At 59.3% G+C, this 13674-nt stretch carries 18 protein-coding genes; 3 read left to right on the forward strand and 15 right to left on the reverse strand.

From position 1 onward, the window contains the following. Positions 1-77 precede the first annotated feature (77 nt). Complete coding sequence (locus tag AU074_RS15085; protein WP_003208633.1) at positions 78-1004, forward strand: LysR family transcriptional regulator; 927 nt, start codon at positions 78-80, stop codon at positions 1002-1004. Here the strand turns inward: AU074_RS15085 and AU074_RS15090 are convergent. The 3 genes from AU074_RS15090 to AU074_RS15100 form a co-directional block, all read right to left on the reverse strand. Then, entirely contained in the window at positions 1001-1363 is a 363-nt protein-coding gene (locus tag AU074_RS15090) for a diacylglycerol kinase (RefSeq protein ID WP_003208635.1), read from the reverse strand. The genes AU074_RS15085 and AU074_RS15090 overlap by 4 nt on opposite strands. 75 nt (positions 1364-1438) lie before the next feature. Beyond that, positions 1439-2089 (reverse strand): response regulator transcription factor ErdR, encoded by a 651-nt coding sequence (gene erdR, locus AU074_RS15095; protein ID WP_003208636.1) that lies wholly within the window; start codon positions 2087-2089, stop codon positions 1439-1441. A 253-nt stretch (positions 2090-2342) separates the two neighbouring features. Then, a complete protein-coding gene (locus tag AU074_RS15100) occupies positions 2343-3053 on the reverse strand; it encodes a tRNA-uridine aminocarboxypropyltransferase (protein ID WP_076015383.1) in 711 nt (236 codons plus the stop codon). Positions 3054-3262: 209 nt separating this feature from the next. Between AU074_RS15100 and AU074_RS15105 the strand changes: the two genes are divergently transcribed. After that, the gene (locus AU074_RS15105) at positions 3263-3703 is read left to right on the forward strand and encodes a PA3611 family quorum-sensing-regulated virulence factor (protein WP_076015384.1); all 441 of its coding nucleotides are present in this window, start codon (positions 3263-3265) and stop codon (positions 3701-3703) included. A gap of 375 nt (positions 3704-4078) precedes the next feature. Further along, positions 4079-5188: a TIGR00730 family Rossman fold protein gene (locus AU074_RS15110; RefSeq protein WP_076015385.1), complete on the forward strand. Its 1110-nt coding sequence runs from the start codon at positions 4079-4081 to the stop codon at positions 5186-5188. A gap of 67 nt (positions 5189-5255) precedes the next feature. Here AU074_RS15110 and recX read toward each other — a convergent pair whose 3' ends face one another. The 12 genes from recX to AU074_RS15170 all read right to left on the reverse strand — a co-directional run bounded on the left by recX (position 5256) and on the right by AU074_RS15170 (position 13674). Further along, complete coding sequence (gene recX / locus AU074_RS15115) at positions 5256-5723, reverse strand: recombination regulator RecX (RefSeq protein WP_076015386.1); 468 nt, start codon at positions 5721-5723, stop codon at positions 5256-5258. Positions 5724-5731: 8 nt separating this feature from the next. Continuing rightward, a complete protein-coding gene (recA, locus tag AU074_RS15120) occupies positions 5732-6784 on the reverse strand; it encodes a recombinase RecA (protein ID WP_076015387.1) in 1053 nt (350 codons plus the stop codon). Between the two features lie 83 nt (positions 6785-6867). Next, on the reverse strand, positions 6868-7368 hold the full coding sequence (locus AU074_RS15125; protein ID WP_076015388.1) for a CinA family protein: 501 nt from the start codon (positions 7366-7368) through the stop codon (positions 6868-6870). Positions 7369-7439: 71 nt separating this feature from the next. Continuing rightward, positions 7440-7952 (reverse strand): lysis system i-spanin subunit Rz, encoded by a 513-nt coding sequence (locus tag AU074_RS15130; protein ID WP_076015389.1) that lies wholly within the window; start codon positions 7950-7952, stop codon positions 7440-7442. Beyond that, entirely contained in the window at positions 7940-8497 is a 558-nt protein-coding gene (locus AU074_RS15135; RefSeq protein WP_076015390.1) for a glycoside hydrolase family 19 protein, read from the reverse strand. The genes AU074_RS15130 and AU074_RS15135 overlap by 13 nt, the downstream gene beginning before the upstream one ends. Positions 8498-8525: 28 nt before the next feature. Beyond that, the gene (locus AU074_RS15140; protein ID WP_083676683.1) at positions 8526-8963 is read right to left on the reverse strand and encodes a phage tail assembly chaperone; all 438 of its coding nucleotides are present in this window, start codon (positions 8961-8963) and stop codon (positions 8526-8528) included. Next, positions 8963-10084: a hypothetical protein gene (locus AU074_RS34515; protein ID WP_256576903.1), complete on the reverse strand. Its 1122-nt coding sequence runs from the start codon at positions 10082-10084 to the stop codon at positions 8963-8965. Before AU074_RS34515 ends, AU074_RS15140 begins: the two co-directional genes overlap by 1 nt. 11 nt (positions 10085-10095) lie before the next feature. Continuing rightward, positions 10096-10695, reverse strand: coding sequence for a YmfQ family protein (locus AU074_RS15150; RefSeq protein ID WP_076015391.1), 600 nt, complete (start codon positions 10693-10695; stop codon positions 10096-10098). Beyond that, on the reverse strand, positions 10683-11723 hold the full coding sequence (locus AU074_RS15155; protein ID WP_076015392.1) for a baseplate J/gp47 family protein: 1041 nt from the start codon (positions 11721-11723) through the stop codon (positions 10683-10685). The genes AU074_RS15150 and AU074_RS15155 overlap by 13 nt, the downstream gene beginning before the upstream one ends. Beyond that, entirely contained in the window at positions 11713-12111 is a 399-nt protein-coding gene (locus AU074_RS15160; protein ID WP_010170074.1) for a phage GP46 family protein, read from the reverse strand. Before AU074_RS15160 ends, AU074_RS15155 begins: the two co-directional genes overlap by 11 nt. Then, positions 12111-12620 carry a phage baseplate assembly protein V gene (locus AU074_RS15165; protein WP_076015393.1) on the reverse strand — a complete coding sequence of 170 codons (510 nt, stop codon included), beginning with the start codon at positions 12618-12620 and terminating at the stop codon, positions 12111-12113. The genes AU074_RS15160 and AU074_RS15165 overlap by 1 nt, the downstream gene beginning before the upstream one ends. A gap of 16 nt (positions 12621-12636) precedes the next feature. Then, entirely contained in the window at positions 12637-13674 is a 1038-nt protein-coding gene (locus tag AU074_RS15170) for a phage baseplate assembly protein (protein ID WP_076015394.1), read from the reverse strand.

Here is a 13674-nt window from a genome sequence, read left to right on the forward strand (position 1 = left end):
AATTGCACAGCATTCTAATGGCGGCGACAATATCTGTTAACTGGATTATTAAGATAAGGGTTATCGGTTATATCGATATGCGATTTACTCTACGTCAACTGCAAGTCTTCGTCGCCGTCGCCCAGCAGGAAAGCGTCTCGCGCGCTGCTGGCCTTCTGGCCTTATCTCAATCCGCCGCCAGCACCTCGATTACCGAGCTGGAGCGTCAATCCAGCTGCCAATTATTCGACCGCGCCGGTAAACGCCTGAGCCTCAACGCCCTCGGGCATCAGCTATTGCCCCAGGCAGTGGCGCTGCTGGACCAGGCCAAGGAGATCGAGGACCTGCTCAACGGCAAGTCGGGCTTCGGCTCCCTGGCGGTCGGCGCGACCCTGACCATCGGCAATTACCTGGCCACGCTGCTGATCGGCAGCTTCATGCAGCAGCATCCCGAGAGCCAGGTGAAGCTGCATGTGCAGAACACTGCGCATATCGTGCATCAGGTGGCGCACTACGAAATTGATCTGGGTCTAATCGAAGGTGACTGCAGCCACCCGGACATCGAGGTGCAAACTTGGGTGGAAGACGAGTTGGTGGTGTTCTGTGCGCCCCAGCATCATCTGGCCAAGCGCGGCCAGGCAACCATGGAAGAGTTGACCCATGAGGCGTGGATCCTGCGGGAACAAGGCTCCGGTACGCGCCTGACCTTTGACCAGGCCATGCGGCATCACCGCAGCGCGCTGAATATCCGCCTGGAGCTGGAACACACCGAGGCGATCAAGCGGGCGGTGGAATCAGGATTGGGAATTGGCTGCATCTCCCGGCTGGCGCTGCGCGACGCCTTCCGGCGCGGCAGCCTGGTACCGGTGGAAACCCCGGACCTGGACCTGGCCCGGCAGTTCTACTTCATCTGGCACAAGCAGAAGTACCAGACCTCGGCCATGCGCGAATTTCTCGAGCTGTGCCGTTCCTTTACCGCCGGCGTGCAGCGCAGCGACGAGATTGTACTGCCGACCATTGCCTAGATCAGGATCACGGCCCACACCAGGGTAATCATGGTCAGCGCGACGAACTGCGCGGCGCTGCCCATGTCCTTGGCGTTTTTCGACAAGGGGTGCAGGTCCAGGGAAATCCGGTCGATCGCCGCTTCAACTGCGGAGTTGAGCAACTCGACGATCAACGCCAGCAAGCACACCGCAATCAGCAGCGCCCGCTCTACCCGGCTGACATTCAGGAAGAAACTCAGCGGGATCAGGATGACATTGAGCAACACCAACTGACGAAAAGCCGCCTCGCCAGTGAATGCCGCACGCAGGCCATCCAGGGAATATCCCCCCGCGTTGAAGATACGTTTGATACCGGTTTGACCTTTGAAAGGCGACATAGAGTAGGCAACTGAGCAAAAAGGTGTGGGGAAACTAGAGCACGCAAAGTCAAAAAAACGTGAATGAACAGTGTCTTAATGCTGCGAAATTGACTCAAGTTGTTGCAAGAGCAGCGCCGCCTGGGTCCGGGTACGCACGCCCAGCTTGCGGAAAATCGCTGTAACGTGGGCTTTGATGGTCGCTTCCGACACACTCAACTCGTAGGCAATCTGCTTGTTCAGCAGGCCTTCGCAGACCATGGTCAGCACGCGAAACTGCTGGGGCGTCAGGCTGGCCAGGCCATCACGGGCGGCCTTGGCTTCGTCGGAGACATTGATCTCTTCAAAGGCCTGCGGCGGCCAGGAGACATCGCCATCCAACACCGTGCGCACGGCTTTCTGGATGTCTTCCATGGAGCTGGACTTGGGAATGAAACCGCTGGCACCGAACTCCTTGGAGCGCACCACCACCGAAGCCTCTTCCTGGGCCGAGACCATCACCACCGGAATCTGCGGGTATTGCCCGCGCAACAGCACCAGCCCGGAAAAACCGTAGGCACCGGGCATGTTCAGGTCCAGCAGAACCAGGTCCCAGTCGGATTTTTCAGTGAGGCGGGTTTCCAGCTCGGCAATGCTGGCCACTTCGACGAGGCGTACATCTGGCCCCAGGCCCAGCGTGACCGCCTGGTGCAGCGCGCTGCGAAACAGCGGGTGATCATCGGCAATCAGGATTTCGTATGTGGCCATTTATTAAATGATCCTGTTTTTATGGGGACACTGATGGGTTCAGTGCTCGCCAACACGCAAGGTGTCTGCCAGGCCAGCAGTCACCAAAGGGCGCGCTCAACGTCAAAAGACGACGTATCCAATCTGTGACAGCGCCCCAATCGGCGCCAAGCATGCCCAGCGTAGCCTGGGTGGTCAAGCGCTACGCCCGTGGCCATTCTAGCGGGCTGCGCGTTTACGCGGCCATCATGCAAAGGTCGGCTGGCCATGACACCTATAGATAAGGTGCAAGGCGAGTATGGACGACATCGGCCGGGTCCAGCGCCAGCTGAAATTTGGCGGCCAGGTAGTGGGTGCTGAATACATCCAGATAAGCATCCAGCACTTCGCTGGCCGCCTGGTCTTCAGCCAGTTCCAGGCACAGCGCAGCGACTTCAGCGGTACAGAAGTGGTCATCACGCTTGGAGCGGCGCAGCTTGTAGCGCGACAGTTGCTCGGGCGCCAGGCTCAGCACCGGCAAGTGCTCCAGGTACGGGCTCTTGCGAAACATCTTGCGCGCCTCGCTCCAGGTACCGTCCAGCAGAATGAACAGCGGGCGCTTGCCCTCTTCCAGCTTGACCTGATTGACCACCCGCTCCGGGGCCACGAATTCGCCGGGGAAGACGATATAAGGCTGCCATTGCGGGTCAGCCAGCAAGGTCAGCAATTCGGGCTCTACCTCAGTCCGCGACCAGGGGAACGCTGTCGTGTCGTTGATCACATCGGCAATCAGCCAGCCGGTGTTGCTGGGTTTCATCGGCTCTACGTCATGCATCAGCAGGCACATGCCGGATTTGGCCTGGACCTTGGGCCGCCACGCGCACAGGCAATACTCGGGAATTACCCGGCAGCCGGGGCAGCGCTCGGCACGCGAGCCTCGCGCCACGAACGGCTTGAGGGCGCGCGCCAGGCGCTGGGTGCGCAAACGGGAGACGGCATGGCTCATCGGGTGCGCCGCTGCAGGAAAGTGGAAATCGACACGGATAGAACTCAGGAAGGTAAAAGTTACCGGAGTTTACCAGAGGCACCCTCGCCTACCTGCACTTCCCGGCAATAGGCTGGCCGTAATGGCAGGCGCTCACCTATAATCCCGCGCCACTGAACGCACAGCGCAGTGGCTGGTCTATGCACCAGTAACCGAATCAGGAGAGTTTTATGCTGCGTCTTATGCTGCGCACTGTTGTTCCGTCCGTCGCCCTGGCGTTGGCCTTGCCTTTGGGTGCCCAAGCGGCCTCGTTGCTGGAGGCCCAAATGAACAGGAAGCTGCAAAGCGTCGCAGAGGAAACCAACAAAGACCTGCCACGGGAAATCGACGAAAAGACCTTGGAAGTGGCTTACACCGTTGAAGGCTTGCAGCTGATTGACCATCTCAGCGTACTGCCCGACCGCGCCGAGCAAATGCGCGCTAACCCCAAGGCGGTGTACTTCCAACTGGGCCAAAGCGTGTGCCTGAACAAGGGTTATCGCGAGCTGATGGCCAAGGGTGCGATCATGCGCTACGACATTACCGAGAATAAAACCAACCGCCCGGTGGCGTCGGTCAAGTTCCAGGAAGCAGACTGCCCCGCACCGGCTGCTGCGAAGAAGAAAAAATAAGTAATGCCCCCTGTCGCGCGCCGCTGATCAGCGGCGCGCAATATGCCCCACCGAACTATCCGTAAGTGCCCGTTCGCGGCAACGTCTAAACTCCCTCAGAAGTGATCAATAAGCGGTTGCCAGCCAAGACTTTATAGGCTCATGATCAATTCATCCTGAAAGCCTGGAACATCGGGTTTTCACACCGTTCTGTAACATTTTCAGGGCAAAAGAGGGTTGCCCTCCTGAGCGTGCAGTGCAAAGGTTTTTAAACATAAGGAACATACAGAACCGGTTTCGCCCACCTCGTTAATCAGAGGCAACGACACATGCAGTGTCGTGGTCCCGACGAATTTCTCGCCGGCACCCAGGGTTCTGTGAAGAAGGAGAAGTTGAATGCCTTACGAACCGAATGAACTCCTGATCCGTCAATTTGAAGAAAACGGCACCGACCTCACGCAGCAGGTCGAAGCGCAACTCCACCTGATTGCGCCCAACAGCCCGAATATCCCCCTTTATCGCGACATGATCTTCACCGTGTTGCGCATGGCCCAGGACGACCGCAGCCGCTGGAATGCCAAGATCACCTTGCAGGCCATCCGCGAACTCGACCACGCTTTCCGTGTGCTTGAACAATTCAAGGGCCGACGCAAAGTCACCGTGTTCGGCTCGGCGCGCACACCGGTGGAAAGCCCGCTGTACGCATTGGCCCGGGAAGTGGGCGCAGTTCTGGCGCGCTCGGACCTGATGGTGATTACTGGCGGCGGGGGCGGCATCATGGCGGCGGCCCACGAAGGGGCTGGCCTGGAGCACAGCCTGGGGTTCAACATTACCCTGCCCTTTGAACAGCACGCCAACCCGACCATCGATGGCACCGAGAACCTGCTGTCCTTTCACTTCTTCTTCACCCGCAAGCTGTTCTTCGTCAAGGAAGCCGATGCCTTGATCCTGTGCCCGGGCGGTTTCGGCACCCTGGATGAAGCGCTGGAAGTACTCACCCTGATCCAGACCGGCAAAAGCCCGCTGGTTCCAGTGGTACTGCTGGATGCACCGGGCGGTAGCTTCTGGCAAGGCGCCCTGGACTTTATCCGCAGCCAGCTTGAAGCCAATCGCTATATCCTGCCCACCGACCTCAAGCTGGTCCGCCTGGTATACAACGCTGAAGAGGCAGTGGAAGAGATCAATCAGTTCTATGCGAACTTCCACTCCACTCGCTGGCTGAAGCGCCAATTTGTGATTCGCATGCATCATCCGTTGAGTGACCACGCACTGGCCCACCTGCAGGAGGCATTTGCCAGTCTTCGCCTCAGTGGCGACTTCCAACAAATTGCGTACACCGGCGAGGAGCATGACGAGCCAAGCTTCAGCCATTTGACGCGGCTGGTATTCAACTTCAATGGGCGTGACCAGGGCCGGTTGCGGGAATTGGTGGATTACATCAACTTGCCGGAAAACTGGGCCGAGGCTCAGGGGAAAACGCAGCAGCGGGTGACAGAGACGGCGTGACCTGCCCCTGAAACGAAAAAAGGCCCGCTATTTTCATAGCGGGCCTTTTACATTGCTGCCAAGTACTTCAGTCATCCATATCCCGACCGCTCAACAAGCGGCTGATCATCTCCATCGAGAATCCGCGATAGCTCAAAAAGCGACCTTGCTTCGCCCTCTCCCGCGCATCAATCGGCAGATGACCGGCAAACTTGCGACGCCAAGTATCTTCCAATTGCGCCTGCCAACTGATGCCGGACTCACGCAAAGCGAGTTCGATGTCAGCACGTTGCAGGCCACGCTGGCTTAGCTCTTCACGAATTCGCGCAGGGCCGTAGCCGGATCGAGCTCGGTAAGAGACAAAGCTTTCGAGGTAACGGGATTCCGACAACAGCCCTTCTTCCGTCAGGCGGTCAAGGGCTGCGTCGATCATCTCAGGATCTGCGCCGCGCTGACGCAGTTTACGCGTCAGCTCGACTCGACCATGCTCGCGTCGTGCGAGCAGGTCCATTGCAGTGCGCCTTACGGCGACGGGTGTATCCAGTACAACGCTCATCGTTTGGCTCAGATGTCAGCGTCGGCCATGTCGTCAGCCGTTTCCCGGGTGGACGTCGATTTGACGTCGGCAGTCGGGGTCAGCAGCTTGTCGCGGATCTGCTTTTCAAGCGCCGTGGCAATCTCAGGGTTGTCCTGCAGGAACTTGGCGGAGTTGGCCTTGCCCTGACCGATCTTGCTGCCGTTGTAGGCATACCAGGCACCGGACTTCTCGACGAAGCCGTGCAGCACGCCCAGGTCGATCATCTCGCCGTTCAGGTAAATACCCTTGCCGTAGAGAATCTGGAACTCAGCCTGACGGAACGGCGGAGCCACCTTGTTCTTCACGACTTTAACGCGGGTTTCGCTACCAACAACCTCGTCACCTTCCTTCACCGCGCCGGTACGACGGATGTCCAGACGGACCGAAGCGTAGAACTTCAGCGCGTTACCACCGGTGGTGGTTTCCGGGCTGCCGAACATCACACCGATCTTCATACGGATCTGGTTGATGAAGATCACCAGGCAGTTGGCGTTCTTGATGTTACCGGTGATTTTACGCAGGGCCTGGGACATCAGACGGGCTTGCAGGCCTACGTGCATGTCGCCCATTTCGCCTTCGATTTCAGCTTTGGGTACCAAGGCTGCCACGGAGTCGATGACGATCACGTCGATGGCATTGGAGCGCACCAGCATGTCGGTGATTTCCAGCGCTTGCTCACCGGTGTCCGGTTGCGAAACCAGCAGGTCGTCAACGTTGACGCCCAGCTTGCCGGCGTATTCTGGATCCAGGGCGTGCTCGGCATCGACGAACGCGCAGGTGGCGCCCATTTTTTGTGCCTGGGCAATCACCGACAGGGTCAGGGTGGTTTTACCGGAAGATTCAGGACCGTAGATTTCAACGATACGGCCTTTTGGCAGGCCGCCAATGCCGAGCGCGATATCCAGACCCAGAGAGCCAGTGGAGATAGCCGGGATCGCCTGACGGTCGTGATCGCCCATACGCATTACGGCACCCTTGCCGAATTGACGTTCGATCTGACCCAGGGCCGCAGCCAAGGCTTTCTTCTTGTTGTCGTCCATTAAAGTCCTCACGTAATCAATAAGGCCTGGCGGCCAACACCTGTATAAGTAGACAGTATTGTTCCACAAAGATCCGTGATCGCCTACCCCTGATTTTCTATTTCTGCTGCAGCTCGTCGCAACAAGCCCTCTAGCGCGGCCTTTACCGTTTGTCGGCGGACCTCGTCGCGGTTGCCGGGGAAGTGTTCGAGCTCGGCGGTGATCTCATCGCCCACCCCCCAGGCCAGCCATACAGTGCCCACCGGCTTGTCCGGAGAACCCCCATCGGGCCCGGCGACGCCGCTGACCGCTACGGCAAATCGGGCCAGGCTTTTCTCCTGGGCGCCCCGCACCATCGCCTCCACCACTTCGCGACTGACGGCACCCACCTTGGGGAACAATTCTTCCGGCACATGCAGTTGCCGAGTCTTCTGGCGATTGGAATACGTGACGTAGCCTGCCTCAAACCAGGCCGAACTCCCGGGAATCCGCGTGATGGCCTCGGCGATACCGCCGCCGGTGCACGACTCGGCGGTGGTGACGTGGGCATTGAGCACCTGCAAGCGTCGGCCAAGTTCAGCGGCGAGTTGAGTAATTTCCTTCACGGTCGTCTCCTGGGGTGGGCGGGCGTTTGCCTACCCTACAGGAGCCCATGGGCCATGCAAGTTACAAGAGACTAACGCGTGACGGCCTGGACATACGCCTGGCAAGCACGCAAGGCGATCAACGCGTTATCGCCGTCGTCGGTGATGCCGATAATTCGTTGAGCATGCGCCGGGTCAAGTCGGGCTCGCGGGGCTGCATGAACCACGCTGCCGGAGGTGGCGGTGGCTGGCATTGGGCAGCCGTTGGTTGGGTCGCTGGTGTCGAGAAGGACTGACAACCGCACATCAGCAGTGGCCAGGCGATCCCGCAAGTGAGCCTGATCACGCTGTGCATCGGAAAGCTCCCGGGTGTGTTGTTGGTCGCTGGCGCTGAGTTGTTGCTCCAGTGCCAGGCGTTTGTCCTGTTCAGCCTTTTGTTGGCGCTGGGCAGACTGGCTTTGCTGGCTGAGCGCTTCTGCATGCTGAGCCTCCTGGCGCTCAAGTTGTGTGCCATACCGCCAGGCCTGTACCTGCCAGGCAACCCCAGCCGAAACGGCCAACAACAGCAAAAAGCCAAGCAGGCGATACGACGTCAGGAAACCCATGACACCGCCTTCGCCCGGGCCCACAACTGCAGACGGTTCTCCAGACCGTTAAGGCCGCCATTGATACGTCGGGTGATGGTGGTGAAATGGTCTTTGTCGGCCAGTTCGTTCAAGCCATTGCTCTGCCAGAACCACGCGGCGGACTCGCACGCCCATTGCGGCTGCTCCAGCAACTCCGGTTGCTGCAACAGACGCTCATCGCCGAACAACGCCTGGCTGCATGCCAGGTAGTTGCGCCGGCCAGTGATCTGGATCAGGCCACGCCCGCGATACTTCTGGCCATCGCCATCGGCTTCAGGGGAATTGCCCAGGCGTGCGGCCAGGGTGCCTGTGTCGTACTTGCTCAGGTATTGATCGCTGCCCAGTTCACGTACGTAGCGCAGTTCGCCGGACTCGTGGCCGATTTGGGCGAGGAAGGCGGCGATGCGTTTGGATGTAGTGATTTGGTGATGTGCGGCAGCCTCATTTAAAGAAGCTAAAAAAATGCCCGCTCTAAGGCGGGCTCCAGGCATTACTTGGATAAGTTGAGGGAGTGTTATCAGCATCGTTTTTTACTCTCACACGCCCAGATATTTACTGAGCAACAGCGTCCAACCAAGGCAATCCAGCGGGCCGTTTGGCTATCGAGGGAAAGCTCTCAGCCTGGGGCCAGTCACGCAATGCTTGAGTGTATTTGAGCAACTCTTTGAACTGCTCAGTGGAGAGCGTGGTTTTCAATCCCATGTCCAACTGATCGCGATGACGATCACGCACCCAACTGATGCGCTGTATTTCCGAGTCACGCCACATGCGCTCATTTGCCTGGGCTTCAGCATCGGAAATGATGGGGTCGATGTGTTCCTGGCACTGCTCACCCGAATCAATCAGTAAACGCACTGCACGATAAACGTCCGGAGTTTCTGCTTCAGTCACATGGTAGGGATAGCCATCCAAGGTGACTAAGTAGCTACCGTCCTTTTTAAGATAAATGTCCTCTATGTTGTACTGCTCAGGACGTTGTTCGTTATCCATTACTGAATCCTCCATGCAAAACCGACACAGTTTCCATTACCTACCGCAGTACCACCAGCTGCCACTCCGGCGTTGCCACCAAGCGCAGCCCCGTTACCGTTGTAATTGGCACAGAAAAAGGCCCACGTTCCGCCTGCTGGAAGCACACCGCTCCCCCCTATCTGGATCCATTGCCCAGCTACAGGCTTGAGAAAGCTGGAAGCTGACAGCGCATCGGTAATCCCGTAACCCGCCAGCGTAGTAGCCACATTCGCTTTACGCGCGGGGTCAAAATTCCCGGAAGTCCAAGCTGTCTGTGATCCCCACATGAGTTCGCCTGCAGAGTTCATAGCCAAGGACCTGGCAACCAGCCCCGACCAGTGAAACAGGATTCGCGGCGCATAGTCGAAACCGGTCTGGGTATTACTGACTTCCTGCGCCTCACGAATTTCCAACGCGCCACCGGTACCATTGCCAAGCTCCCCCAGAACTTGCGCGGACAAACTAGGTCGTTGACGGCTAGTCCCTCCAACCACTAATGCATCAGTAATTCCATATCCTGCCAGCGAGGTTGCTTTATCTGCTTTGGCAGCCGGATTGAAGTTGCCGTCATGCCATAACATTCGCCATGCGCCGCTGCCATCCTCAGCAAGCCTGCGCATACCAAACCACTCCCCCGTAACGCCTGAAAGAAGATCAAAGCCATACTTTCGATCGGGATACTTTATGTGCAGCCCAGCGCCATAGCTCACAGCTGCAGGTTTATCGGTAGTCGCCTCCGTTACGCTCACAAACTGAGAGACGGGAAGATCAGACACTTTGCCTTTCACAATAGGAGCAGCCGCAAGAAGGCCTCCCGCCCCCGCAGGCATACCATCGGTAATCCCATACCCCGCCAACGTCGTCGGCTTGTTCTTCAACTTCAACCAATCACTCAACACACTCAACGCTTGCGCCAACTGATCCGTCTTGGTCTCATCCGGCGCAATCCCTGCCGCCGCCAACACATTCAAAATCTCCTGCGTAACCCCATTCCCCCAAGCCGCCGGAATCAAACTCCCTGGCGTCCCGGTCACCGGGTTTTCATCCACAAACTTGCCATTCACCAGCCCAACACTGGGCACACTCTTTGGATAATCCACGCTTCTACCCTCTAGTCATAATTGATGTGCACCTGCGTATGAGCAGGTGCGGTGCGATGAATCAGGCACTCCAGGGCATTGCCCGGATTGACGCCAAACCGCTCTCCCCAATAACTCGCCCCAAACCGCCGCCCCAGGTGCTGGCGGCCGCCGGTGTTAAGGGACCACATGAAATGCGCCTGCCAGGTGCCAAAATGCGCAGCGCCAAACCGTGAGCGGCCCATGCGCGGGGCGCGATATTCAGTGACACTGGCGTCGGGATAACCCTGGCTGCGGGCGATTTCGATGTAGTACGCGGCGCGCTGGCTGCCCACCGCCAACAGCCGTCGACGCACTGCCAAGCGGCGGTCGTCGTACAGCGGGCTCAAGCCCAGGCAGGGATCGGGCAGTTGCATCACCCTTTCCCACTCCGGCACCAGTTCGCTGACGGTCACCGGGTCCATTTCGTTTTGCAGGTCGCAGGCCCGGGCGTCGATGCGCGTGAGTTCTTCGGCGATGCCTTTGAGCACCGTCTCCAACTGCGGCACGCTCTCCAGGTCCCAGGCCGGACCGCTGGGCAACAAGGCGATCAGTTGTTCTTGATACTGGCCTGCGGTTCTCACTCCAGCCATGTGATACCTCCGAACACCAGCAACTGATTGGTCGCCGCTGCAACGTCCACCAACGGGTTTGTGAGCGTGTGATCGGTCTCGCCGGTCGCGGTACTGATGGCTTCGGCGATATGGGTCAGCAACAAGGTGTCGCCCAGCCCCGCCTCGCGGTTGTGCAGGTCCCGCAATTGGGCCTCGACAGCCGCGCGCACGGCGCTGGTGTCGGGGGTCAGCCGCAGTTGATAAGCCACCGGCTTCATCACTGGCGCCAACACATACACATCAGCGGTGACTGGCCTCAGCGGCTCGATATGGGCTTGAACCTGCGCCAGTTGCGCGGCATTGGGGATCGGCTGCGGGTCGTCGTCACGCATCACGAACACCCCCACCGTCCCCGGCCCCAGGTAATTGCCGCGACACCATGCGCGGGTAATGCCGGGCACTTCGAGGGACCAGGTCTCGTAATCCTGTGCCGAACCGCCTTGGGGAATAACGCGATAGGAACGAATCACCCGCGCCCGCAGCGACTCCAGGGTTTCTCGCGCCACACCGCCGGTCAGCCCCGGCGCCAGCACGGTAAAGGTCGAACCAATACCTTGCAGCGGCTGGACCGCGATCAGGCTCAGCCCGGCATCAGCGTTGCCCAGCGTGCCGGCATCAATCGCCTGCACGGTGGCAGTGTTGAGGCCTGCATGGGTCGTGCCGGCAGCAGTGACTTTGAAGCTGCGCCCATCACTGCTTTGCAGCACCGTATCCACATCCAGTACCGCGCCCGCCGCCGCGGTGAAACTCATGCTGCCACTGGCGGCCACTGCAGCCTTGCGCGCCTGGTTCAACCGCAACGCGGCGATGCGCTCCAAGGTGGATTCATCCGCGGTATCCGGCAGGATCTGCTCAGCGATCCAATCGAGATAACCGTACAGGCCGAACGCCGCACCACTGAGTGTGCGCGCCAGGACCTGGGCATCGGACTGGCGCAGCGAATCGCTGGCCAGGTCGCTTTGGGTGCGTTTGATCAGCACCGGCAGCGAAGGGGTTTCAAACGGCATAGATCACCTGCCAACTGTTATCAGGGTTGATGTCCAGGCGCTCGCCATCGGCCAGGGTCAGCTGCGTGCGCAGGTTGAGCCGCTGGGCGTCGAGGCGTTCACTGAGGACTTCGATGGCGCTGCAATGCCCGTCGTCGATCAGCCATTGCAAGGCTTCGCGGGCATAGAATTCGGCGTCCAGTTGCGTCTGGCGGGTCAGCTTGACCCGGCGCAGCAGCCACAGCCTTGAGCCGATACGGTCGTCGGCCACGCTGGGAAAACTGTCGCCCCACCAGCCGAAACGCTCGTCATCGTCCACGGCATCGTCGGGCGCGGCACGGCGCCAGGTGAACAGGCTGATCAGCACCGATCGGGTCAGGGCATTTTTCAGGTTGTCGGAGACAAACATCACTGGCCTCCCGCCGGCACACCGGACTGGCCGTTGCCGGGCTGTACGCCCACATGCACGTGCCGGATCTGGCTGATGCCACCGGCAATCTGATCGCCCTGGGAGATGATCTTCCCGCTCTGGGTCAGGGTCGGCGTATCAATGTTCACCGCGTGGCTGGCGCGGATATTCAGGGTGCCGGTTTCGATATCGATCACCCGCCCGCGCTTGAAGTGAACCTTGTCGCCTTCGTCGGTGTAGATCGCCACTTCACCCGGCGCCAGGGACTGCAAGCGATAGCGACGGTCAGCCACCACCAGCACGATGGCGTGGGAGCGGTCGCCGCCCAGGAACGTGGCGATGCCTTCCGCACCGGCCAGCGGGTTGCTGGTGAAACCGTAGGGTTCGAAGTGCTCCATGTCGTCGTTCACTTCGCCTGCGGTCAGGCGCATTTGCAGCGATTGCAGCTTGGTGGCCGAGTTGGCGAGCACGACAGTGCCGCGCGCCAGCAGGCGAGTCAGTAGGCTCATGGAAATTCCTTGATGGTTAAGCGGATGGCAACGGATTGGCATCAAAGGTGGACGGCGGCGCCACCTGTAGCGTAGTGATCGAACCTTGGTCGGAGAGCGAATAAGTAATCTTGGAGATCAGCATGTCCTGGTCAAATTCCAGCACCGGATCGATCACCCGCACCAACAGGTTGTGGCGCCACAAATCGCCGTTGGACTGCCGCCAGCCTTGCACGGTGTAAGTGGTGGTCAGGGCTTTCCCAGTACGGGTAGCGCGTTCCCAGTCGGCACGTTGCTGGGCCAGTTCGGGCGTCAACTGGGTCGGCTCGCTGATCACCGTGACGCGTTTTCGCGCGGCTTTTTCATCCCGGGAATTCCCTGAAACCTCACTGACCGCCGCTGCGTTTTTTTGATCATCGCCCTTGTGCTGGCCGATGACGCGGTACTCGGAAAACACCGTGCCGAAGTCCATCGGTGCGTTAGCCGAAAGGATGTTCTTACCCAGTTCCAGGCGGTCATTCGCACGCCCTGCACTACCGGGCAATGCCAGCACCAGGCGTCCGTCCGCATCGTCGGTAGAGAACACCCGATACAGCGTCAGCAAGCGGTCGATGGATTGGAATACCGTCTCCCCGGGCACGATGCTGTGGGTCTGCAAACGTGTGGTCTCGGCAATCTCGCTGTGCACCTCGACGCCATAGGTGGCCGTCAGCGCACGGACGATGCTCAGCACACTTTGCCCGCGCCACTGGCCGGGCTGGTTTATCGCTGCGCAGTCCACCAGGTCCTGCGTCACTGAACCGCCTTGAATACTCAGGCTGATCTGCTGGCCGTCGTAACTGATGGGCGCCTTGAACACAAAGCCGGTGAGCACCAGATCGCAACCAATGCGCACCTGGCAACGGACTCCAGGCTTGATCGGCACTGCCAGGGTTTGCCCGGGCCATTGCCAGGTGATGTCAAGGGTGAAGGTGCGAAATTGACGCTCCAGGTCGGCGCTGATTTCCACGCTTTTCCAGCCGCCATAATCCAGGCCGTCCACGGTCAGAGTGACGGCATTGTCCAACTCGTTCAT

Source organism: Pseudomonas sp. ATCC PTA-122608 (assembly GCF_001952855.1).
Taxonomy (GTDB): domain Bacteria; phylum Pseudomonadota; class Gammaproteobacteria; order Pseudomonadales; family Pseudomonadaceae; genus Aquipseudomonas.